This is a genomic window from Rhodothermales bacterium (assembly GCA_013002345.1).
In the GTDB taxonomy this organism is placed as follows: Bacteria; Bacteroidota; Rhodothermia; order Rhodothermales; family JABDKH01; genus JABDKH01.
This window is the reverse complement of record JABDKH010000088.1, coordinates 1-22,145: the sequence shown is the minus strand read 5'-3', so window position 1 is coordinate 22,145 and position 22,145 is coordinate 1. Positions and strand designations below refer to the sequence as shown.

Below are 22,145 nucleotides of genomic sequence, written 5' to 3'. Positions count from 1 at the left end.
CGTGCAACCCGACGCCTGGAATCGCTTCAGGACCATGAACCTTCTCCCCACCGGAATCCTCGACCGCAGAGATCGTCGCCTCGACATCAGCGACCTCGATTGTATTAATTACACCCTGCGGGAAATGTCGTTTCATCATCCCGCCGTTGATCCCAGGTGTTTCGGATGGACCCGTGGTCACGAGCCAGTAGCCCTGCTGACCACCACCCCATTCAGCCGTACTCCAGCCAAATACATCTCCGTAGAATCGAGCCACGCGAACAGGATCGTCCGCTAGAATATCGAAATGGATCGGTCTGTTCATGACACTCCTCCAGGACGAGGAACAAACGAGAATGTAGTCGCGAAGCCTGCTGTTATCAACTCGATTCCGCTCTGCCGACCGAAAACCGCGATATGGACCAACCCGGCAATATTGTGAGGAATTCCCCGACCTGCTGATGCGAGGATTACCCCTACCCGATGCGCAGAATTATCCAGTACATGGGATCTGCAAATTGCTTCATTTTGCATCATTCGGCGCTCGACTTACAGCAGGCAGGGACCCGGAATGCACGAGCTCTCTATCGCGCAGTCTATCCTGGATACAGTCCTGAAGGAGAAGCACGAGCGCGGTCTTCCCAGAGTTGACCAGGTCGCCGTTCAGGTAGGCGCGCTAAGCGGCGTGTTGCCAGACTCCCTGCAGTTCTGCTTCGAGGCAATACGGATTGACACGGAACTGCAGACATGCGAGCTCACCATCGAAACCGTCCCGATCACCGTCGAGTGCCGGGAGTGCTACGCGCGCACGACCGTCGAAGACTTCCTCTTCGTCTGCCCGAAATGCGGCTCCGTCCACGTGGACGTCGTCGCCGGCTATGAACTGGACATTTCCTATCTCGAAGTGCCCGACCCCGTTCACGATCCTGCGGATCCGTAAAAGAGTAACCCATGGCTGAGAAAATAGATTTGCGAAAGAAAGTCCTGTCCGAGAATGATCGTCTTGCCGCGGAGATCCGGCAGCGCCTGAAGAGTCGGGACACGGTGACGTTCAACCTCGTGAGCTCGCCGGGATCCGGAAAGACGAGCTTGCTCGAGAGAACCTTGAAGGCCATGAAGGACGAGGTGCGTATGGCATTGATCGCCGGCGATGTCCAGACCGAGAATGACGCCGACCGGCTCGTACGCGCCGGCGGTGAACGCGTGAAGCCACTGGTCACCGGCGGGTCATGCCATCTTGATGCCAGAATGATCGCCAACGTGCTTCCAGAAATGAACCTGACGAACGTCGACATCCTGTTCATCGAGAACGTCGGTAATCTCGTGTGCCCGTCAGGTTTTGACCTGGGTGAGGATATGAAGGTCGTCCTCATCAGCACGACCGAAGGCGACGACAAGCCACTCAAGTATCCCGCCATGTTTCGCAGGTCGTCGGTCATGGTGATTAACAAGATCGACCTTCTGGGAACTTCCGAATTTTCGATCGACACCGTCAGGCGTAACGCGCTCAGCATCAATCCCGATCTCACGATCTTCGAGGTCTCTTGTCGAACAGGCGAAGGTCTCGACGAGTGGTTCAACTGGCTGCGACAGCGCGTGCCTGAGCGTGCCGATGCCGCAGTCTTGACCTGACCATGGTCCAATGGAAGTGATTCGTGACATACATGTTCGACGCCGACGGCTCCGTGTGAATGGAATCGTCCAGGGGGTCGGGTTTCGTCCGTTCGTGTTTCGACTCGCTAATCACTACGACCTGTCGGGCTTCGTCAACAATGACAGCCGGGGCGTCTGTATCGAAATTGAAGGTTCATCAGCCGCCATTGCCTGGTTTCAGCAACAACTTCGCGTTCAGGCTCCGCCCCTCTCGCGCATTGGTGAGATTCTGGATGAGGACCTCGTGCCGATCGGAGAGACGGGGTTTCGTATCAAGTCGACAGAGCGGAAGACCGACACAACAACGCACATCGCGCCCGATGGGGCGGTCTGCGATGACTGCCTGAGTGAACTCTTCGACCCGTCCGACCGGCGCTATCTCTACCCTTTCATTAACTGCACGAACTGCGGACCACGCTACACGATCGTTCGCCGAATTCCATACGATCGACCGAACACATCGATGGACGTATTTCCGCTCTGTGAGGAGTGCGAGCAAGAGTATAGAGATCCGGCCGACCGACGATTTCATGCGCAGCCCAATGCCTGCCCCGTCTGTGGTCCGCGACTCGCACTCTACGATGGGGGTGGAGAAGAAATCCGCGGCCAGGACCCCGTCAGGTCCGTGGCGGAACTCTTGCGCCGGGGCAATATCGTCGCTATTCGTGGCGTGGGAGGATTCCACCTGGCCGCCGACGCCTCGAACGACCACGCCGTACAGCGGCTTCGCGAGCGCAAGGGGCGGGCGGAGAAACCGTTTGCGATGATGGCACCCGACGTACAGGCGATTCGAAAGCACTGCGCCGTCGATGCGATGGAGGAGTCGCTTCTTCTGCACAACTCGCGACCCATCGTTCTCTTGAATCGTGTCGACTCCTGCGCCATTTCATCATCCGTCGCGCCACAGCAAAGATATCTGGGCTTCATGCTGCCGTATGCTCCGGTGCATCACCTGCTGCTTCGAAACCGGTTTGACGCCCTCGTCATGACCAGTGCGAATCACTCGGAGGAACCCATCGCAATTTCGAATCAAGAAGCTATCGAGCGACTGGCCGGAGTCGCCGACTTCTTCCTCACGCACGACCGTGAAATACTGCAGAGGTGTGATGATTCCGTCGTCCGTGTTGTGCGTGGAAAGACACGGTTCCATCGTCGCTCCCGCGGGCAGGTGCCCACATCCATAGAACTCCCGGGACCGTGCGACAGCGACATACTTGCTGTAGGCGGCGAGCTCAAGAACACGATCGCACTCTCGCGCGGTCGGGATGTATTCCTGAGTCAACATGTGGGAGACCTCGACAACCCGAAGGCCTACACATTCTTCGAGGATAGTATCAGGCATCTCGCATCGATTCTCGAGATCAAGCCAAATGTTATCGCGTGCGATCTCCATCCCGAGTATCTCTCGACCAAATGGGCCTTAACACAGGATCTGCCCCGCCTGTCAGTGCAGCATCACCACGCACATCTTGCGTCGGTGATGGTGGAGAATGGCGTCTCTAGTCCTACGATCGGAATCATTCTGGACGGCACTGGCTACGGCACCGATGGCACTATCTGGGGTGGCGAAGTACTCGTCGGGGACTTCAGCAGATTCGACCGTTTTGCATGGCTCAGTCCGCTACCCCTTCCGGGAGGAGAAGTCGCGATCCGGCAACCGTGGCGCCTGGCAATAGCAGCCCTCTACTTGACCTTCGGCAAGAATGGTCTCGAGATGCCGTTACCGCTACTCGCGGATCTTCCTCCCGCGGATGTTCGGCTTGTGGCGACCATGATTGATCGTGACGTCAATTCGCCGGCCTGCTCCAGTGCGGGAAGATTGTTTGACGCCGTGGCGGCCCTCTGCAATCTCAGAACAACGATAACATATGAGGCACAGGCCGCGATCGAATTGGAGATGACGGCCGACGGACCTCCGGAAGACACCTACCCATTCGACGCCGGCGCAGCAGACGGAGCCATAGCCACCCGACCATTGATCGCAGAGATTGTCGCGGACCTGACCCACGGAGTCAGCCCCTCCATCGTGTCTTCCCGTTTCCATTCTACGCTGGCGCAGATGTTTGCGCGCACCGCTCGCGCGGCTCGCGACCGTACAGGTATCAACGTGGTCGGATTGAGCGGCGGCGTCTTTCAGAACGTGGTCCTCTTCAACCGGCTTTGCGAACGGCTGCTTGCAGACGGATTCGACGTACTGACGCATTCCAGAGTCCCCACAAACGACGGCGGGCTCGCACTCGGCCAGGCTGCCATTGCATCCAAGATCATGAGTACGTGAGGAAGCCAATGTGTCTTGCAATACCGGGTAAGCTTGTTGACGTTTTCGATGATCATGGCCTCAAGATGGGCCGTGTCGACTACGCGGGCACAGTAAACACGGCGTGCCTTGAGTACGTCCCGGAGGCATCAGCCGGCGAATACGTACTGGTGCACGCTGGATTCGCCATCAGCATCCTCGACGAGCAAGAGGCTCAGAAGACGCTTGACCTCTGGGACGAAATGGTTGAAGCTGCCGCGTCGGAAGGCATGGACATTTTCGGAATGCCGCTGGACGCGCAAGACCATGCCAGAGGATCGACGGAGGAATTGCCGTGAAGTACCTCGACGAATTTCGCGACCCCGATATTGCCCGAAAGATTCTGGGTGAGATCCGTAGGGTGACCACGAGACCCTGGGTCATCATGGAGATCTGTGGCGGGCAGACGCACTCCATCATCAAGAATGGCATCCATCAACTTCTTCCCGATGAGATCGAGCTCGTGCACGGTCCGGGCTGCCCGGTGTGTGTCACTCCCCTTGAACTCATCGACAGAGCCGTTGCGATCGCAAGCAAACCTGGAGTCATCTTTACATCTTTTGGTGACATGCTGAGGGTCCCGGGATCACGAAAGGACCTGTTCATGGTGAAGTCGGAAGGCGGCGATGTCCGTGTCGTGTACTCGCCGCTCGACGCCGTCAAACTTGCCCGGGACAACCCGGACAGGCACGTCGTATTCTTCGCCGTCGGGTTCGAAACCACCGCTCCGAATAATGCCATGGCCGTCTGGCAGGCTCATCGAGAAGGTCTGGACAACTTTTCGGTGCTGGTCTCGCACGTCCTGGTCCCACCTGCCATGTCGGCCCTCTTGAGTTCCCCGAACAACCGCGTTCAGGGTTATCTGGCCGCCGGCCACGTCTGCACGATAATGGGATGGGAAGAGTACGAGCCCATCGTGGAGCAATTTCGAGTGCCTGTGGTCGTCACGGGCTTCGAGCCCGTCGATATTCTCGAAGGGGTGCTGATGGTAGTAACACAGCTTGAGCAGGGCATCTCTCGCGTGGAGAATCAGTACTCGCGGGCTGTCCGGCGAGAGGGCAACATGCCCGCCAGAGATCTAATCCGACGCGTATTTGAGATCTCCGATCGGAAATGGCGCGGAATCGGATCCATTCCGATGTCGGGATTCAAGCTGAGGGCCGAGTTTGCGGCACACGATGCGGAGCTGCTCTTCGACGCGGGAGCCATTCAGGTCGACGAACCCGAAATCTGTATCAGCGGCCTCGTCCTCCAGGGTCTCAAGAAGCCGTACGAGTGCCCCGCTTTTGGAAAGGAGTGCACACCGATGACTCCACTCGGGGCCACGATGGTGTCGACTGAAGGGGCGTGCGCAGCCTACCACTCCTATCACCGTCATCAACTGGTGCCTGATGTCACTTCCTGAGCTTCATACGAACGGATCCACCGCGCCTCGCAGTCTGGCGGCAGAGAACTTTGCGCAGTGCCCGCTGCCGATCACCGGTCACGACACGGTGCAGCTTGGCCACGGAAGCGGCGGCAAGATGACGGGCGACCTGATCTCGAAGCTCTTCCTGTGGGCCTTCGAAAATCCGGTCCTCGCACGGCTCGACGACTCGGCCGTCGTGAGTCTGGGCGATTCGAGACTCGCGATCAGCACGGATTCTTTTGTCGTCGACCCCATCTTCTTTCCCGGTGGAGACATTGGTGAGCTCGCCGTCTACGGAACGGTCAACGATGTCGCGATGAGCGGAGCACTGCCGGTGTATATCAGCCTCGCGTTTATTCTGGAAGAAGGTCTACCGCTCGCAGATCTGAAACGAATTGTCGAGTCCATCAGGCGCGCCGCCGCACGCGCAAACGTGACGGTCGTGACCGGCGACACGAAGGTTCTTAACCATGGAAAGGGAGACAAGATCTTCATTAACACGACGGGCATCGGCATTCTGGAGCACGACTACGATCTGTCGTCGCGAAATCTCAGGCCCGGAGACCAGTTGATTCTGAGCGGTGGGCTGGCCGAGCACGGTATGGCGATCCTGTCTCGCCGCGAGGGACTTGAGTTTGAGACACCGATTCGCAGTGACACGGCGCCACTCATCGATCTCGCGCAGATCACTCTCGATGTCGGCGGAGACGACGTGCGTGCGATGCGAGATGCTACACGCGGTGGCCTGGCCGCCGTTGCGAACGAGTTTGCCGTGGCGTCAGGCATCGGTATCCGATTGTACGAAAGCGAGATACCCGTAAAGCCGCCTGTGGCCGGGGCCTGCGAATTCCTGGGATTCGATCCGCTACACGTGGCCAACGAAGGCAAGATGGTGGTTGCCGCGGCCGGTGAACGCGCCGCCGAAATTCTGGAAGCAATACGCAAACATCCGCTGGGTGCGGACGCCGCGATCATAGGTGCGGTTACGTCTGAGAATGCCGGCATGGTGTCCATGCAGACCCGAATCGGCGGCTGGCGGATCGTCGATATGATGGTAGGAGAACAACTTCCGCGAATCTGCTAAACAACAAAGACAAGTATGGGCCAGGCTGCTTCTCTGACCGTGATCCTGATGTCGACCGCCACGATCGCGGTTGTGCACTCACTGGCACCCGACCACTGGGTACCGTTTGTAAGTATCGGGCGAGCCCGGAAATGGTCGACCTCGCGAATGGCAAGTATCACGCTGCTCGCAGGAATCGGCCACGTCGGCACATCGGTTCTGATCGGCGCCGTCGGCATGGTGCTCGGCTTCAGTCTGACCGGCCTCGAGTCCATTGAGGGAAACCGCGGCGCCGTCGCGGGGCTCCTGCTCATCGGATTCGGGCTCGCGTACGCGATATGGGGCTTGAAGCAGCTCCGATCTCACGTTCACTCCGAGACTGACGTGGCCAAGTCAACGGCGGTATGGACGCTGATCGCGATTTTCGTGCTCGGCCCCTGCGAGCCGCTGATTCCGCTGATGTTCATCTCTGCGGCACACGGCTGGTCGGCCGTGCTTGTGGTGTCGGCTTTGTTCGGAGCCATCACGATTGTCATGATGATCGGACAGGCACTGATCGTGTACCTGGGTCTCGACATGTTCCGCGTCGGAAGACGCATCAACCATCATCACAGCCACATCATTGCCGGCCTCGTGATTGCCGCGACCGGAGCCGGCGTGATGTTTCTGGGGATCTGAATGACTTCATCGAAAACAAGCCGGCAACGGCTTTGCGTATAGATTGAACAAGCGCTGTTAATCGAACTGGAGGCACACCGATGGAACCTTTCGATTTGTTGCCGACACTCCCGGAGGCCGTGGCTGCCGATCAGCCATCTTACTGGGAGAAGATGAAGCAGCACGGCTATTCACGGAGGGACTTTCTGAAGTTCTGCACCTACATCTCCGCATTCATGGGGCTGGAGGCGAGCGGGATTCCACGGGTGGTCATGGCGATGCAGACGACGCCGCGCCAGCCAGTCATATGGTTCCACTTCCAGGAATGCACGTGCTGTAGCGAGTCGTTTATCCGGTCCTCTCATCCCATTGTCGCGGACATCATTCTCGACAAGATTTCTCTCGACTATACGGAGACGCTTCAGGCTGCCGCAGGGCACCAGGCTCATGAAGCCCTTCAGGCCACGATGAAGAACCATTACGGGAACTACATCATGTGCGTGGAAGGCTCTGTGCCAACCGGCAACGACGGCGTCTACTGCTGTATCGGAGGTCGCACAGCGCTCGACATCGTTCGCGAGGCGGCAGAGGGCGCCAAAGCGATCATAGCCTGGGGAAGCTGCGCGTCGAACGGCTGCGTGCAATCTGCCAATCCGAATCCGACCGGTGCGACACCGATCCATGAGATCATCAGAGGAAAGCCGATCGTTCGCGTTCCCGGATGCCCGCCGATCGGCGAGGTGATGGCGGGCGTCATCGTTCACGTGCTCACGTTTGACCGAATTCCGCAACTCGACGGTGCGGGTCGGCCGAAAGCCTTCTACTCGAAGCGCGTGCACGACTCATGCTATCGCCGGCCGTTCTACGACGCGGGTCTCTTCGTGGAGTCCTTCGACGACGAGAATGCGCGCAAGGGATACTGCCTGTACAAAGTGGGCTGCAGAGGTCCAGTAACGTACAACGCCTGCGGCATAATGCGGTGGAATAACGGCACGAGTTATCCGATCCAGTCCGGTCATCCGTGCATCGGCTGCAGCGAAGACGAATTCTGGGACAACGGACCGTTCTACAATCACCTGGCGTCCTTCCCCGGATTCGGGATTGAGAGCAACGCCGACAAGATCGGCCTTACTGTCGGGGCTGCGACCGTAGCAGGTGTAACGGCTCACGCTGTCTACACGAATGTCCGCAAGCGTCGCCTGATCAACCAGGAGAAGCTGGCCCAGGAGAAGCAGGGGCAACCGGACACCGGCAATACTGAATCGTAACCGCAACTACGCAAAGGAAATACCATGGCAAGGATTGTAGTAGATCCCGTCACTCGAATTGAGGGGCACCTGCGTGTAGAAGCGGAGGTGAATAACGGGAAAGTAACAGACGCGTATTCCTCAGGAACAATGGTGCGCGGCCTCGAGATAATTCTCCAGGGTCGCGACCCACGTGACGCGTGGGCGTTCTGCGAGCGAGCGTGCGGGGTGTGTACTACGGTGCACGCGCTCGCATCCGTCAGGAGCGTCGAAAACGCGCTGGCGATCACTATTCCTCCCAATGCAGAACTCATCCGGAATCTGATGTTCTGCGCCCAGTACGTGCATGATCACGTGGTACACTTCTACCACTTGCACGCGCTGGACTGGGTTGATGTCGTCAGCGCTTTGCAGGCAGATCCGGACGAAGCCTACAAGATTGCGAAGAGCCTGTCGCCCTGGCCGAAGAACTCGGCGCAGTACTTCAAATCTGTACAGGACCGCGTCAAAAACTTTGTAACGTCGGGTCAGCTGGGAATTTTCGCCAACGGCTACTGGGGACATTCGGCTTACAAACTGCCGCCAGAGGTCAATCTCATAGCGGTGGCACACTATCTGGATGCCCTTGAGTGGCAGAAAGAGATCGTGAAAATCCACGCCATCCTCGGTGGCAAAAACCCGCATCCGAACTATCTCGTCGGTGGAGTTCCGTGCGCGATAAACACGGAGGATGCAAACGCTCTGAATGCAGAGCGACTGGCGTACGTAGGATCATTGATAAAGATGGGCATTGAGTTCGTCGAGCAGGTTTACATACCCGATCTCCTCGCGGTCGCCGGCTTCTACGGCGAGTGGTTTGGAATCGGCGGCGGACTCACGAACTACCTGTCGTACGGGGATCTTCCGACCAATGGTTATGGCGACCCGGATCGATTCAAGTTTCCGCGGGGTGTAGTCCTCGACCGAAATCTGAATGAGATCCACGAAGTCAAGGGAGATGATCCGGATCAGATCCGTGAGTACGTGACCCATTCGTGGTATCGCTACGCAGGTGGCAACGACGGGTCGCTGCACCCATGGGAGGGCGAGACCGAATTCAACTACACGGGACCGCAGCCGCCATACGAGCACCTGAACGTTGAGGACAAGTATAGCTGGCTGAAGACGCCTCGCTGGAAGGACAAGCCAATGGAAGTGGGACCACTCGCCCGGCTTGTCGTGGGCTACGCTGCAGGCAATCAGGATATCCGCGACGTGGTCAACGATACACTTCAGCGTCTCAATGCACCGGCATCGGTGCTGTTCTCTACGCTGGGGCGTACAGCCGCTCGCGGGCTGGAAACGCAGCTCGTCGCTCACTGGATGCAGGAGTTTTACGGCTCGCTCATTCAGAACATCAAGAATGGCGATTCGCGGACGGCCAACACCGAAAAATGGAACCCGAGCACGTGGCCGACGGAGGCAAGAGGAGTCGGACTTACCGAGGCTCCGCGGGGCGCCCTGGCACACTGGATCCGCATCAAGGATCGGAAGATCGAGAACTACCAACTGGTCGTACCGACAACCTGGAATGGATCGCCGCGAGACGCGAATGGCGGGCTATCGTCATACGAGTCGGCACTGGTCGGCACACCGATGGCCAACGTCGATCAGCCGCTGGAAATGCTTCGCACGATTCACTCGTTTGATCCGTGCATCGCGTGTGCGGTCCATCTGCACGATCCAGAGGGCAAACATCTTAACCGCATAACCGTGACATAGGAGGTCAATAATGGCTGTTGTAAGACATGTTGCGACGCCCGGTCGGCCCGACCAGCTGCGGTATTATGTGTACGTGTGGGAATTTCCGGTCAGGCTGTTCCACTGGATGAACGCGCTGTGTGTCGTGGTCCTGGCGATCACGGGATATCTGATCGGAAATCCAATCGCGGTGCAGAGCTCGGCGGAAGCATCCCAGTTGTACTGGTTCGGAACGGTACGCTTTATTCATTTCCTCACTGCCTGGATATGGATATCGGTTGCCATTCTCCGCATCTACTGGGGCTTTGTGGGCAACGAGTACGTACGGTACAAGAATTTCCTTCCTGTCCGACGTGAGCAGTGGAAGGAAGTGATGACCGTTCTCCGTTGCGATATCGTGCAGATCTGGCGCGGGGTCTCGTCGGCGATCGGTCATAATCCGCTGGCTGGTCTCTCGTACACGATCGCTTTCGGTGCATTCTTGTTTCAGGTCTTCACAGGCCTCGGAATGTATTCGGCGATGAGTTCGAACTGGTTCGTGGATTTATTCGCGTGGGTGATCCCGCTATTCGGTGGCGATCACATCGTCAGGCTCTGGCATCATATGGCGATGTGGTTCTTTGCCGTCTTCGTGATAGTGCACGTGTATCTGTCCGCGTACCACGATTACGTCGAGGCTACCGGAACGATTTCGTCGATGGTCGGCGGCTGGAAGTTTATCCAGCGGCCGGCGCCGCCGGAGTCGCTGCGTCCACTTCCTGAAGCTGAAGAAGCGATCAAGGAAGTGATTGAGAAGTTACCGCGATCCGACGCCGACTGAACGGCAGCGAGACACCTGGAGCGCGAGCACTCTGGCATTCCCGGTACGGGCTGTTCCGGGACCGTTGCTCTGGTAGCTTATCACTACCGGGGCGCGCCGGAGTCGATCCATGCGCGGATGACGTTGACGACGCTGTCCGGCAGGGGTGTCCTCGTGTACGGCATCCGGTCACCCACTATCCCATCTCCCGTGAGTTTACGAACCAGGTAACTGCTGTCCGCTCGCCCGGGATGCACGCGAAACAAACTGCGGAGCCCGACGCTTCGAACATTAACGAGGTTGGCGTACGACTGACCCGGCTCGAGATTCAGCTGGGATTCGGGCATTGGTCCGCGATGACAGTTTGCGACCGCGCAGTGAACGCTGAAGACCCCGCTCTGGATGCTCGGCAGATTCGGTGCAAGACTGGTCGTGGTGATTCGTCCCTGACAGGCGGAAACTACGAGACAGCACGTAAGAACGAATCGAAGCCGACCTGTGTGCGTGATGTTAGCGCGAATCATTGCAAGCTCGTCCAGCTCACCCACCAGCAGCGAGATATGTCCGGACTGCTTCCGCCACACGGGGAACGCACGCCGCCACGTCAGCCGAGAGCTCTACCCCGAAATCGACCGGCATACGAATCGAGATTGTGAACAGAATGATCTCAGGTTTCGAGTCCAGTAGATACATCGCTTCGATAAGATCCTTGAGACCAATATCGTGGGCGGTCAGCGTCTGTGGATAATCGCTCGCGTACCTGGGCTGAAGTTGTGTGATTGTGCCCGGATTCTGGCCGTCGGCGGTTGCATCAACGAGTATGACCCGGTCGTAATTCTGGAAATGACCCATCAGGTGGAACCCTCCCGTGCCGCCGTCGAGGACGTCGACCTCCTCGGGAAGAACCCGGTGGTCGGTCAGCCATCTGGCTACATGAACGCCCACCCCTTCGTCGGTCATGAGGAGATTTCCGATCCCGATAACGATAGTGCTCATGTCGAATTCCGATCTACGAAGTGCACACGCGAAACAATATACAACGTCCTGGTGGCCGTCCCGCTAGAGATCGGCTCTACGGGTGAAGTCTTGCCCGTGCGGACAATCGACGACGGCAGGCTCCGGAAACGCCGGCAGTGCCAGGGCCGCCGGCCACGTGCAGCGCTATCCTCCTGTGCCGGGACAGGTGCCGACACTTCCGGTGTACCAGTACCATCTCGCTCCCTCATCGCAGCTGACGATGGCCTCCCCACTTCCGTCACCGTGATACCAGATCAGATACGTGCAGCCGTATCGCGTGTACGCGCAATCCGGCGCGGCGACGACAGCTCCGATTTGAAGCACGACGAACAGGATGGATCTTGCTACTCTCACAAACAGGAATTGTTGGGTGGACTAGAAATCCGTACCCGACAATACTATCATCCAATGTCAGCGACCAACGGCAGAAACGGCGGCAGGCACGTCGGCTTCGAAGCCGGTCTAGCCTGCACGATTGGCGGTGTGGCTGCGTTGCAGACAGTTCAATTAACTGTGACGCATATCTTCCGATCTCAAAGAAGTGTAGCAGACACTCAAACCATTCGATACCGTGTCTCGGTCCTTCATTCTCTGCCTGGGTACCGCCGTGATCCTTGTGGTCTCGGCGGGATGCAACTCGGGAGTGACCTTCTCCCCGGGAATCGTGGCCCCGCAGCCTCCCCGGCAGACGACCCTCGACAACACGCCCGTCTTCGTACGGGACGACTACTTGCTCAAAGCAGTAGCACGCTTTGAGATCGACGCCCGCGTGCTTGGCCGAGAGCGATACCGATTCGGGCGAGGTGCCGACCTGTCGCCCATCGACCTTGCACTTGGCTGGGGCCCGATGTCAGACCAGTCCGTCATTGATCAGGTGAGTATCACACAGTCACGCCGGTTCTACTGGTGGAAGGTCAAGCAGTACCCGATTCCCAGGCGCTCGATCATCGAACACAGTTCAAACATGCACATGATTCCTGCCGACGATGAGGTCCGGCGTACGATTCTATCGGTACGCAAGGGCGAGCTGATCACGCTATCCGGCTACCTCGTCAATGTCAGTCACGAGAACGGATTCAGGTGGCGAACGTCCAGGACTCGAACGGACACAGGTAATGGTGCCTGCGAGATAGTGTTCGTGGAACGGGTAACGGTCGCTGACTCGGGCAAAGGCTAACTTGACGAGGTCTGCGGAGCCGCACGAATCGCGACTGCGTCAGGGATTGCCCGGCGCAAGTCCGCCTGCTTCCACCGCAGATGTTGTCACAGGAATTGCCGACCGTTATCATTTCGCCCACACACGAGCCACGAGGTTTCCATGCTGTGCACATCATGCGGTCGAACTCTATCGTTCATCAGACGCGGGTCCGCAATCGGCGATGACGTGCTGTGCCCGGACTGTTTCGCCGAGGTACCGCCCCAGGGAGAGATGGCCCGGCTTTCGAAGTTCTACTCGGGTCTGGACGACCGCGAGCTCCTGTCGGTACTTCAGAAAGGAACAGCCCGACACAGGGTCTACGCGCTGAAGGCGGCCCGGGACGAACTGATGAGTCGCGGAGGTGCCGAGGCCGAGCGGGCAGCTCTTCTTTTCTCGGCTATTCCGAATGTGGAAAGGCTCGAACCATTGATAACGAGGCAGCAGACTACCGAAACGGATATACGGGTCGAGATCGGGATGTCTTCGAAAGAGTCCTCGTCAGGCACTTCGGCAGCGGCATCGGGTGCGAAGATCCGGAACGTTTTTCTCACGACCGAGGCAAGCTTGAACATTCCGATATCTGAGAGACTCCAGATCGTGTCAGCCGAAGCGGCGATCAACATGAGGGGAATTCGCGACTTCCTCGTGGGCACCGTGAGCGCCGGCGAGGCCAGATCTCTGTCGAGCCTCAACGAACTTCAGAGTGCAAAGAGAACGACGCTAGAGGCGCTGCGCTTGAAGGCGCGGGAGTTACAGGCGGACGCCGTAGTCGGCGTAACGCTTCGCTACGAGCAGCTCGGAGCGGGGATCAACATGCTGCTCGTGGTTGCGATGGGTACAGCGGTACGACTCGCGAATTCGAACACAACACCGGACGTCGTTGATGCCGGGGCGGCCGAACACGGCCCCGTCACGATCCCGATCTACCAGTTCGAATCGCGGATGGATGACGATGACGGCGCCAGCGACTCGTGAACGCCCTGACGACTCTTCAATATTACTTGATGAGAAGCACTTTCTCCGTGCTCACGAAGTGGTCCCCGCGAACCCGGATGAAGTAGAGCCCGGTCGCCAGACCTGACGCGTCGAAGTCAAGCGTCCGAGTAACACCCGCGCGCATGTCGTCGTCCATTAGCGTCACTACCCGCCGACCCGTCGCGTCGAACACATCGGCACGCACGTGCTGCTCCCGCGCCACCGCGACCTGCATGGATGTTCTCGGGTTGAAGGGGTTTGGATACGGTGCCGCCAAAAACACCTCATCCTCAACGCCGATCTCGACCAGCACTTCCGGGCTATACTCAAATGTACCGTCGAGCGCAACCTGCCGCAGCCGGACCAGGTAGGCCCCTGGAGCGACGTCGACAATCCTGTGTTCGTAGTCGATGCGTTCAGTGCTCGTACCGGCACCTGTCGTGAACGCCACTTCGCGATACGATTGTTCGGAGTCGGCCGCTTTGAGTTCAAGGCCAAAACCGGCGTTATCCGTTTCGCTTGCCGTTTGCCAGCGGACGAGAAGATCCTGGCCATCCGTCAGGGCTTCGAAGACGGCCAGTTCAACGGGCAGTGACACCGTGCCGTCGGCGACGACCGGCCGAATTCGGAAATCGAACCCTGGCTGCGACACCCAGCCACCGCCCGTGTCAGCCGACGATCGATTGTCGATGGAACCAGTATCGATCCACAATGGAAGCGTATCACCGCTTTGAGTCGGATACAGGACGAGATGGTAATCCGTACCCGAACTGACTGCGACTCCGGCAGCTGACAGGTCGATATAGTTCCAGCTGTTTCCCTTGACAAGCGTGTGACTAAAGCTAACGGCTGAGCCTACGATGGATGCCGGGAGCACCCCACTATTCGTCCAGATCTCCAACGTGAGTGGACCAGAGAGGGTGACTGGATACCGCGGATGAATGAAAACGCCTTCGAGGTCTCCACTGATGCCGGCCGTGAAGCGAACGGCGACCTTTATGCCAAAAGTCACGCTTATAAAACCCGAGGACGACCACTCGTCGTAGGCCAGGATCTCTCGATTTCCGGCACTGGCATTGTCCACCAGCTTGACCATCGAACGGAAGATGTTCAGTCGGCCGTGACCCCAGTTAGCATTCCAGACACCGCCCGTGAAGCCGTCTGTGTCCGCGTTGCTGGTAATCAGCGAGCGAGCGTTCGCGGCCGTCAGGCTCGGGTCCGCCTGAAACAGCAACGCCGCCGCACCCGCCGCCGCCGGTGATGACATGCTCGTGCCCTGCGTCACATAGTGCTTGCCACCCGGGATGTAGGACGCGCTCGCCGGTGACAAGCCCATGTCCTTGGACAGCGCAGATATCATACCCTGACCCGGCGCAGCGATATCCGGCTTCTGTCGTCCATCGCGAGTGGGCCCGACGCTGCTGAAGGACGAAATGTCATCGGACAGGTCCGTGCCGATGTAACCCACGCAGCTTCCTCCGATCGAGTCACCGCACCATCTCCAGCGGTGCACGTACGATGCCACGATCAAGCTGTTCGACGACGATGTGCTCAGCGTATAGTTGGAGTCCCCGCCCGTCAACGGGACCAAGTCGAACGCGTCACCGATCAATTCGTCATATTCCCATCCGTGGTAATCCATCGAAGAGCCGGATGTGTTCGACACATGAACAACCCACGTGCCGGAGGCGGGAGGGCTCGCGGCATTTGAATCGTAGACGTCCAGTCTGAACGTGCGATCGCCGTTGCCGCTGTCCACGCGGTTATTTCCAGAAATGGTTCCGTCCGCCGTGGGCACCACCGACGACGAACCCGGACCGAACACCGCCGCCCCCGTGCTGGCGGGTGAGTCGACCGTTACAGTGACCGCACCACCTGTGCTGAACCAGAGATCGAAGGTGAAATCGTCGTTGTTCGCTCCCGCGATCGGTGTGTATGCCGGTACCGTAAAAGTGAACGAGACCGAAGACGCATTTGCGACCGTGCCTGACGTGTGAATGGCATCGTCACCCGAGTTGCCTGCTGAATACACGGCCAGACGACCGGCACCCGCAGAGAACGCGTCAGCGGCAATGCTCTCGGGATCCGTCCCGTCGTGAGGACCTGCGTCAGAACCAAGACTGAGATTCATGACAACCGGCTTCCCCGCCGCCGTAGCCTTCGCATCGCAATAACTGAAGCCATCTATGATGCCCGACGACGGAAAACTACCATCTCCCCCCTTGATCATGATGAGATCCGCGTTGGGCGCCATCCCGACGTACTGCGCCGGAGACAGAGACGATCCGTTTCCCGCTGCCGTCCCGATCACGTGCGTGCCATGACCGTTGATATCCGTCTCACGCACGAATCCTGCCGGACTGCCATCGATCTCATCTTCGATCTGTGTCTTCGAGTACTCGACACCATACGTGCAGCACGATTCGGCCGGAGTGGCCTCGCCCCCGGTAGGTGTCAATGTTTGATCCCAGACGTACAGAAATCGGCTCTTCGTCGGATCGACCGGGTCGCGGAAATCCTCGTGCGTGATGTCCACACCGCTGTCGTACACGCACACGATCACGCCATCGCCTTTGTACTCGGTGCCTCCCACCGCTCCGTTGTGGAGCAGCGAAGCGCCGACCAGTCCGGCGGCAACATCGTTATCCGGATACCGAACCTCGCCGGCGTCGATGTAGCGAACGCCCGGCAGACGTGCCATGTCAGCGAGCTCCCGGGCCGAAGCCATCACGGTGACAAAACCGTCGTGCTCTGAATTAACGCGTATGTTACGGGCGCGCAGAGCATCTGAATCGTCGGTATATACAATAACGCCGTATCGATCCGTGCCATCCTCGGCCCTCCAGATCGACGGGGCACGCGGGACATCCACGTCCACTCCCATTTCGTAAGCCGTGAGAGCACCGCGCAGACGTACATCCACCTTTTCTGATTCCTGTTTCGAAAGTGATTGCGCGCTGACTCCTCCAGCGATTGTGAGGAGCGAAAATGTAAGCAGCGCTAGTCTCGTAGGGTTCATGGGTCTTGCGGTTGGTGAAGTCGCAGTATCGGCCGGAAGTGACCGAACCATTATCCATCATTCTTCTGGTGGACCCGCCTCTCCGGTGTCTCGACCGCGACAATTGCGGCGATGCCTGCCGCACGTCTGATCTCGCTCACCGACAAACGCGCCGTCATGATCGTGCCCGCACTGCTGGCAATGGGAAGTCCGGAAGACCGGACCGCAGCCGCATCATTAACACGCAGAATCACTGCATAGCGTGCCTTCCCATCGGCCGACTGGACTTCAGTCAGGAGATGCGCCAACTGCCCGTCTCCTCTGACCAGTCCCTGCAAGGGGGCGTCCAGTTTGGCCATCTGATCGGCAGAAAGGGTGCTGCTGGATGAGCACATGGCAACAACAGCCAATGCGGCAAGCGCCGTCCGGGACACGACGTCGAACATGCGGCCAGCGGAAGAATCTCAGTGGAAACGGCCTCGTGGAGGCTGTGGGAATACCGATTTACAAAAATCTGCACTATCAGGCAACGACGCGGTGCCGCGAAGCGCCAGGAACACACTTCGCCACACAAGCAGAACCGCCGGAGTCATAACGAATCAGACGTCGACAGAAGACCAATTTTTCCGGTCCCATTCCGCTCCAGTCACTCGCGATCAAAACTCTTGCGGTCCCAGTTCAGCACCCGGTACTTGCGAAGGATTTCGATCGTTCGCTCGATGGGAATTGCTTCGACAGTCCCACGATGACCAGATACTGTCGTCGCCATGAAGAGTGAATTGTAGACCGACTCCTCCGTTGCTTCGGCCACCGCCTGAAACAGCAGCGACATGTCGTCATTACCAACAATCGGCAGTTGGAAGCCCGTAGTTGAAAATACGATCACGTAGTCGCCCGAGCCGTTCGTCATCGCGGAACCCGTTCGTGACAGGCCGACCAGCGCGCGCCGCGCGAGCCTTGCCAGTTGCCGCGAGTCCAGAGGGGCATCGGTCGCAACGACGATCATGATGCTTCCATCGGCTGATCCTCCGATGTCGTTCTGGAAAGCGTAGCGTCCCAGCTCTCTCCCGACGGGAGCACCATTCATCGACAGAACGCCGCCAAAGTTCGACTGCACGAGTACCCCCACGACATACCCTCCGTCTAGCTCGGGCGTACGCCGTGAACTTGTGCCTATCCCTCCCTTCCAGCCAAAGGCGACCGTGCCCGTGCCCGCACCCACCGATCCCTCTTCAACCATTCCGTCCGACGCATGCAAAACCGCGTGGCGGACATGCCTGCGTTCGACTGGCCGCGTGCGGATGTCATTGAGATACCCATCGTTCGTTTCACCAACAGCGGGATTGATTGACCGCACCGCTTCCATTCCAGGCTGCTCGAGGAGATACTCGACGAGGTAGTCCGCGGCCTTCCATACGCACAGAGTGCAGGTTAGCAGGATGGGTGTCTCCAGTTCACCCAGCTCGGTTACCTGCGTTACGCCCAGCAATTTGCCAAATCCGTTGCCGACATGGATTGCCGCCGGAACCCGTTCACGATACACGTTTCGGCCGTGCGGTAGTATCGCGGTCACACCGGTCCGGACTGAATCTCCGAGGATCAGCGTACTGTGCCCGACTCTGACGCCGTCGACATCCGTAATGCTGTTCATCGGTCCGGTCGGGAGAATTCCTACGACGAGTCCGGCGTCACGTGCTCGGAGGCGGGAAGACTCGCGTTGACCCGACGCCGGCATCGACCAGAACAGGATTAGCAGGAACGGCAGAAGTTTCATGTCAAATCCGGGATTACATTGATCGGGAGTGATAAGTTAGCCCCGGGCGTCAAAAGGGGTAGACCTTCTCGCGACTAAGCACTAACATCGTCTCAACCTATCGAGTAGCGCGATCAGCACAGCAGGTGCCGCATTGCTGACACAGATCACAGTCCTTCTGCTTGCAGGCCTCTTTTGTCCGGCTCCTCGTCCCTCAGACGCCGACATTCTGGTCTTCTCCAGGACAGCAGGCTTCAGGCACGATTCGATCGAACCCGGGACGGCGGCGATCAGAAAGCTTGCCACTGAGAACGGGTATGGCATTCTCGCGACGGAAGACGGAGGCGTGTTCACCGATGCTAACCTGGCGTCAACCGGAGTGGTCGTTTTCCTGAACACCACGCTCGACGTACTCGACGATTCGCAACAGTCGGCCCTTACTCGTTTCGTTCGTGCGGGCGGAGGGTTCGTAGGGATTCACTCGGCCGCCGACACCGAGTACGACTGGCCGTGGTACGGGCAGATGGTCGGTGCGTACTTCGATGGCCATCCTAACAACCCGAATGTCCGAGAAGGCGTGATGCTGATCATGGACTCGACCCACGCCTCGACGCGGTGCCTGCCTGACCCCTGGGTTCGAACAGACGAGTGGTACGACTATCGGTACGTTAACCCCAACGTGAACGTGCTCCTTCTTGCCGACGACATGTCTTACAAAAGACCCGAGGAAAATCCCCCTTCCGAACCTCATCCGATCTCGTGGTACCATGAATTTGACGGCGGCCGGGTCTTTTACACCGGACTGGGGCACACTTCAGAATCGTTCACGGAGCGTTTGTACCTCGATCACATCTGGGGCGGAATTCAATACGCGCTAGGTGAAATTGCGTCACCGAATTGAACCAGACCGGCCACATCGTTGATTGCGATCCTTAATGCTGTCGCCTGCGGCGAGCGGCAGCAACCGAAACCACGCCGAACGACCACCGTAATTATTGTTCCTGCTGAACCAGACACCCGACGAGCATGGCACGCCTGACAACGCTCCTTCTCATACTCGCTTTCATTCCGGTCTTGAACCGTCATGTGAAGGCCCAGACGTCCTCCGACTCGACAGCAATTGTGGCTGCGGCGCTTGACTACATAGAGGGATACTATGATGCGGATGCTGAGAGGATGGAGAAGGCACTCCATCCGGACCTGGCCAAGCGCATCGTGATGACCGACCCGCAGCAAGGACGGTCACACCTTCGTCAGATGAGCGCGCTCACACTGATCCAGGCCACCAGCGGCAAGAGCCCTACGCCGGACAGCGAACGCCAACAGGATGTCACGATTCTCGATATCTACGGCAACACCGCAAGCGTAAAGGTGGTAGCCACCGACTGGGTGGACTACCTCCACGTGGCAAAGTGGAACGGTGAGTGGAAAATCGTCAATGTCCTGTGGGAGTTGAAAGCTCGTGAATAGGAATCATGTGATTTGTCAACTTGATCCATCGACCCGGAATCCGCCGGCTCCGATATTCGCGGCACTGCTCGTCGCATCGTTGCTTGCCGGCTGTACGCAGAATCAGGGGGGTCGCGGTCCGGACTTGACCGCATCAGGTACCAACCGCGCCGTCAGTTCCGTACCCATGCCCTTTGAACCGGGCGTCATATCAACTGCAGTGAATGAACGAGATGCAGCGATGACACCGGATGGCTCCGAATTCTATTTCAGCATATGGAGCGGATCGTTCGGTACGATCGCCATGTCGAGGTATGTGGGAGGCGAGTGGACAATGCCGGAGGTTGTCGAATTCTCCGGTGAGTACAGTGATCTCGAACCCTTCATCACCGAGGATGGACAGCAGATCTATTTCGCCTCAACAAGGCCCATCGGTCCCGGTGCGGAGACGGACGACTTTAACATCTGGGTTGCGGACCGGGCGGGCAATGCGTGGACCGAACCGCGACTTGTCGAGGATCCCGTGTACTCTACCGAAAACGAGTACTACCCCTCGGTCACTGCCGCGGGCATGCTCTACTTCACCTCCAAGCGGGAAGGAGGTGTGGGTGGTGAAGATATCTGGAGGGTCGCCCCGACAGACAGTGGATACGGAATCGCCGAGGCTGTCACGGGCGGCGTCAACACGGAGCGGGACGAGTTCAACGCATTTGTTGCGCCCGATGAATCGTACCTGATCTTCTCCTCCTGGGGGCGCGAAGACGGGCTCGGAGGCGGGGACCTCTACGTAAGTTTCGCCGATGACTCCGGAACGTTCGGACCGGCACTGAATCTTGGAAGCACAATCAACTCCTCCAACCTGGACTACAGCCCATACGTGAGTCCCGACGGAGCACATCTGTTCTTTAGCAGCCGAAGGGCAAATCTGCACTCAGCCTCGGACCGGTGGAAATACGACGAACTCCGCGCGGCCCTCTCGGCACCCGGCAATGGTGCGGGGGACATTTTTCGAGTTGACGCATCTGTTCTGGACTCGCTTCGTCTGATGTCCGACCCTGGTCGACTGCAGCGGGGCTAGAACATTCGGGACTGTACCGGCCTTCCAACCACGCGTGCTTCGAGGTCGAGAAGGTGTCTTTTGCGGTGAAGTCCGCCGGCATACCCTGTCAGCTTCCCGTTTCGGCCAATGACCCGGTGGCATGGAATCAGAATGGCCACATAGTTGTCGGCGTTGGCGCTGGCGACCGCGCGCACGGCCGCTGGACAACCGAGCTGGTCGGAGAGCGCCCCATAACTCATCGTTTGCCCGAAAGGGATCGACATCAGGGCGCGCCAGACACGCTGCTGAAACGGTGTTCCGAGTGGCTTTGTGACTGTTGTGAAGGCTGTGAGATCGCCCGCGAAATACCGGTCGAGCTCCTTCCTGAGGCTTTCCAGTATCGCGTTATTGCCTTCGGAGAACCCGCTCTTCGTTCTCGCCCGCAACCTCGAAAGTCGCATATCCAGTTTGGGCCGGTCCGAGAACTCGACGAACAGGAGTTCGCGGTCTGTTGCACCGGCAATCATCGACCCGAGGCCGACCTCAAACGTCGACACAGTTATAGTGGCGGAAGTTGGTTCCGGCAACGTATCAGATTGCACCGATCTCCCGCCTAGCGGGGACACGATTCCGTCGTGATCCCGACCATTGACTCTGGTCATTCGACTTCGAGCTTCCTGATCATCTGAATTGCATTAGCGTTGGCGGGGTTAAGTTCGAGCGACTTCCGATAGTTTGCAATAGCCTCCTTCGCATTGCCGGCATTCATCAGTGCTTCGGCGAGGCTGTCGAACACGTTGAACGATTTCGGATAGGATTCCGAGTTAAGACGGAAGATCGCGATGGCGGCAGGCATCTGACCCCGACCCATCAG

General features: G+C 58.4%; 24 protein-coding genes. 15 read left to right on the top strand and 9 right to left on the bottom strand.

The window, feature by feature from the left end; translation table 11 throughout:
• Positions 1-304, bottom strand: a 304-nt coding sequence (locus HKN37_04610; GenBank protein ID NNE45925.1) for a VOC family protein, incomplete at its 3' end; no start/stop codon positions are given.
• A 246-nt stretch (positions 305-550) separates the two neighbouring features.
• Between HKN37_04610 and hypA the strand changes: the two genes are divergently transcribed.
• The 10 genes from hypA to cybH all read left to right on the top strand — a co-directional run bounded on the left by hypA (position 551) and on the right by cybH (position 10,863).
• A complete protein-coding gene (gene hypA, locus HKN37_04605; protein NNE45924.1) occupies positions 551-919 on the top strand; it encodes a hydrogenase maturation nickel metallochaperone HypA in 369 nt (122 codons plus the stop codon).
• A gap of 11 nt (positions 920-930) precedes the next feature.
• On the top strand, positions 931-1,611 hold the full coding sequence (gene hypB, locus HKN37_04600; GenBank protein NNE45923.1) for a hydrogenase nickel incorporation protein HypB: 681 nt from the start codon (positions 931-933) through the stop codon (positions 1,609-1,611).
• 10 nt (positions 1,612-1,621) lie between these two features.
• The gene (gene hypF, locus HKN37_04595; protein ID NNE45922.1) at positions 1,622-3,910 is read left to right on the top strand and encodes a carbamoyltransferase HypF; all 2,289 of its coding nucleotides are present in this window, start codon (positions 1,622-1,624) and stop codon (positions 3,908-3,910) included.
• Between the two features lie 8 nt (positions 3,911-3,918).
• Entirely contained in the window at positions 3,919-4,227 is a 309-nt protein-coding gene (locus HKN37_04590; protein ID NNE45921.1) for a HypC/HybG/HupF family hydrogenase formation chaperone, read from the top strand.
• Positions 4,224-5,333 carry a hydrogenase formation protein HypD gene (gene hypD, locus HKN37_04585; protein NNE45920.1) on the top strand — a complete coding sequence of 370 codons (1,110 nt, stop codon included), beginning with the start codon at positions 4,224-4,226 and terminating at the stop codon, positions 5,331-5,333. The genes HKN37_04590 and hypD overlap by 4 nt, the downstream gene beginning before the upstream one ends.
• Complete coding sequence (gene hypE, locus HKN37_04580; protein NNE45919.1) at positions 5,320-6,420, top strand: hydrogenase expression/formation protein HypE; 1,101 nt, start codon at positions 5,320-5,322, stop codon at positions 6,418-6,420. Before hypD ends, hypE begins: the two co-directional genes overlap by 14 nt.
• Before the next feature lie 15 nt (positions 6,421-6,435).
• The gene (locus HKN37_04575; protein ID NNE45918.1) at positions 6,436-7,077 is read left to right on the top strand and encodes a hypothetical protein; all 642 of its coding nucleotides are present in this window, start codon (positions 6,436-6,438) and stop codon (positions 7,075-7,077) included.
• 119 nt (positions 7,078-7,196) lie between these two features.
• Entirely contained in the window at positions 7,197-8,324 is a 1,128-nt protein-coding gene (locus HKN37_04570; GenBank protein NNE45917.1) for a hydrogenase small subunit, read from the top strand.
• A 24-nt stretch (positions 8,325-8,348) separates the two neighbouring features.
• Positions 8,349-10,064, top strand: a complete 1,716-nt coding sequence (locus tag HKN37_04565) for a nickel-dependent hydrogenase large subunit (GenBank protein NNE45916.1) — start codon at positions 8,349-8,351, stop codon at positions 10,062-10,064.
• A 10-nt stretch (positions 10,065-10,074) separates the two neighbouring features.
• Positions 10,075-10,863: a Ni/Fe-hydrogenase, b-type cytochrome subunit gene (gene cybH, locus HKN37_04560; GenBank protein ID NNE45915.1), complete on the top strand. Its 789-nt coding sequence runs from the start codon at positions 10,075-10,077 to the stop codon at positions 10,861-10,863.
• Positions 10,864-10,946: 83 nt separating this feature from the next.
• On the opposite strand, the gene HKN37_04555 is transcribed toward cybH, so the two are convergent.
• From HKN37_04555 to HKN37_04545, 3 genes are all read right to left on the bottom strand, one after another.
• On the bottom strand, positions 10,947-11,189 hold the full coding sequence (locus tag HKN37_04555) for a hypothetical protein (protein ID NNE45914.1): 243 nt from the start codon (positions 11,187-11,189) through the stop codon (positions 10,947-10,949).
• Between the two features lie 193 nt (positions 11,190-11,382).
• Positions 11,383-11,838 (bottom strand): HyaD/HybD family hydrogenase maturation endopeptidase, encoded by a 456-nt coding sequence (locus HKN37_04550; GenBank protein NNE45913.1) that lies wholly within the window; start codon positions 11,836-11,838, stop codon positions 11,383-11,385.
• Positions 11,839-12,003: 165 nt separating this feature from the next.
• Positions 12,004-12,213, bottom strand: a complete 210-nt coding sequence (locus HKN37_04545) for a hypothetical protein (protein NNE45912.1) — start codon at positions 12,211-12,213, stop codon at positions 12,004-12,006.
• Between the two features lie 217 nt (positions 12,214-12,430).
• Here HKN37_04545 and HKN37_04540 point away from each other — a divergent pair, with 217 nt between their 5' ends.
• Both HKN37_04540 and HKN37_04535 read left to right on the top strand, forming a co-directional pair.
• Positions 12,431-13,036, top strand: a complete 606-nt coding sequence (locus HKN37_04540; GenBank protein ID NNE45911.1) for a hypothetical protein — start codon at positions 12,431-12,433, stop codon at positions 13,034-13,036.
• 252 nt (positions 13,037-13,288) lie between these two features.
• Positions 13,289-14,032, top strand: a complete 744-nt coding sequence (locus HKN37_04535; protein NNE45910.1) for a heavy metal-binding domain-containing protein — start codon at positions 13,289-13,291, stop codon at positions 14,030-14,032.
• Positions 14,033-14,054: 22 nt separating this feature from the next.
• On the opposite strand, the gene HKN37_04530 is transcribed toward HKN37_04535, so the two are convergent.
• The 3 genes from HKN37_04530 to HKN37_04520 form a co-directional block, all read right to left on the bottom strand.
• On the bottom strand, positions 14,055-17,051 hold the full coding sequence (locus tag HKN37_04530; GenBank protein NNE45909.1) for a S8 family serine peptidase: 2,997 nt from the start codon (positions 17,049-17,051) through the stop codon (positions 14,055-14,057).
• A gap of 50 nt (positions 17,052-17,101) precedes the next feature.
• The gene (locus HKN37_04525) at positions 17,102-17,476 is read right to left on the bottom strand and encodes a hypothetical protein (GenBank protein NNE45908.1); all 375 of its coding nucleotides are present in this window, start codon (positions 17,474-17,476) and stop codon (positions 17,102-17,104) included.
• Positions 17,477-17,676: 200 nt separating this feature from the next.
• A complete protein-coding gene (locus tag HKN37_04520) occupies positions 17,677-18,804 on the bottom strand; it encodes a P1 family peptidase (GenBank protein NNE45907.1) in 1,128 nt (375 codons plus the stop codon).
• 157 nt (positions 18,805-18,961) lie between these two features.
• Here HKN37_04520 and HKN37_04515 point away from each other — a divergent pair, with 157 nt between their 5' ends.
• The 3 genes from HKN37_04515 (at position 18,962) to HKN37_04505 (ending at position 21,310) form a co-directional block, all read left to right on the top strand.
• Positions 18,962-19,684, top strand: a complete 723-nt coding sequence (locus tag HKN37_04515; GenBank protein NNE45906.1) for a ThuA domain-containing protein — start codon at positions 18,962-18,964, stop codon at positions 19,682-19,684.
• A gap of 125 nt (positions 19,685-19,809) precedes the next feature.
• Positions 19,810-20,253, top strand: coding sequence for a hypothetical protein (locus HKN37_04510; protein ID NNE45905.1), 444 nt, complete (start codon positions 19,810-19,812; stop codon positions 20,251-20,253).
• Between the two features lie 166 nt (positions 20,254-20,419).
• Positions 20,420-21,310: a hypothetical protein gene (locus tag HKN37_04505; GenBank protein NNE45904.1), complete on the top strand. Its 891-nt coding sequence runs from the start codon at positions 20,420-20,422 to the stop codon at positions 21,308-21,310.
• Here HKN37_04505 and HKN37_04500 read toward each other — a convergent pair.
• Together HKN37_04500 and HKN37_04495 are read right to left on the bottom strand one after the other, a co-directional pair.
• On the bottom strand, positions 21,307-21,933 hold the full coding sequence (locus HKN37_04500; protein NNE45903.1) for a methylated-DNA--[protein]-cysteine S-methyltransferase: 627 nt from the start codon (positions 21,931-21,933) through the stop codon (positions 21,307-21,309). The two genes, HKN37_04505 and HKN37_04500, sit on opposite strands and share 4 nt — an antisense overlap.
• A partial coding sequence (locus tag HKN37_04495; protein ID NNE45902.1) for a tetratricopeptide repeat protein occupies positions 21,930-22,145 on the bottom strand: 216 nt, incomplete at its 5' end. The genes HKN37_04495 and HKN37_04500, both read right to left, overlap by 4 nt.

Bases quoted from the DNA above. Each gene is read 5' to 3' on its own strand.
- hypF (NNE45922.1), top strand. From the start codon at position 1,622: ATGGAAGTGATTCGTGACATACATGTTCGACGCCGACGGCTCCGTGTG.
- HKN37_04510 (NNE45905.1), top strand. From the start codon at position 19,810: ATGGCACGCCTGACAACGCTCCTTCTCATACTCGCTTTCATTCCGGTC.
- hypA (NNE45924.1), top strand. From the start codon at position 551: ATGCACGAGCTCTCTATCGCGCAGTCTATCCTGGATACAGTCCTGAAG.
- HKN37_04550 (NNE45913.1), bottom strand. From the start codon at position 11,838: ATGAGCACTATCGTTATCGGGATCGGAAATCTCCTCATGACCGACGAA.
- HKN37_04565 (NNE45916.1), top strand. From the start codon at position 8,349: ATGGCAAGGATTGTAGTAGATCCCGTCACTCGAATTGAGGGGCACCTG.
- HKN37_04520 (NNE45907.1), bottom strand. From the start codon at position 18,804: ATGAAACTTCTGCCGTTCCTGCTAATCCTGTTCTGGTCGATGCCGGCG.
- hypB (NNE45923.1), top strand. From the start codon at position 931: ATGGCTGAGAAAATAGATTTGCGAAAGAAAGTCCTGTCCGAGAATGAT.
- HKN37_04530 (NNE45909.1), bottom strand. From the start codon at position 17,051: ATGAACCCTACGAGACTAGCGCTGCTTACATTTTCGCTCCTCACAATC.
- HKN37_04500 (NNE45903.1), bottom strand. From the start codon at position 21,933: ATGACCAGAGTCAATGGTCGGGATCACGACGGAATCGTGTCCCCGCTA.
- HKN37_04555 (NNE45914.1), bottom strand. From the start codon at position 11,189: ATGCCCGAATCCCAGCTGAATCTCGAGCCGGGTCAGTCGTACGCCAAC.
- HKN37_04525 (NNE45908.1), bottom strand. From the start codon at position 17,476: ATGTTCGACGTCGTGTCCCGGACGGCGCTTGCCGCATTGGCTGTTGTT.
- HKN37_04575 (NNE45918.1), top strand. From the start codon at position 6,436: ATGGGCCAGGCTGCTTCTCTGACCGTGATCCTGATGTCGACCGCCACG.
- hypE (NNE45919.1), top strand. From the start codon at position 5,320: ATGTCACTTCCTGAGCTTCATACGAACGGATCCACCGCGCCTCGCAGT.
- HKN37_04505 (NNE45904.1), top strand. From the start codon at position 20,420: ATGCCCTTTGAACCGGGCGTCATATCAACTGCAGTGAATGAACGAGAT.
- cybH (NNE45915.1), top strand. From the start codon at position 10,075: ATGGCTGTTGTAAGACATGTTGCGACGCCCGGTCGGCCCGACCAGCTG.
- HKN37_04590 (NNE45921.1), top strand. From the start codon at position 3,919: ATGTGTCTTGCAATACCGGGTAAGCTTGTTGACGTTTTCGATGATCAT.
- HKN37_04535 (NNE45910.1), top strand. From the start codon at position 13,289: ATGGCCCGGCTTTCGAAGTTCTACTCGGGTCTGGACGACCGCGAGCTC.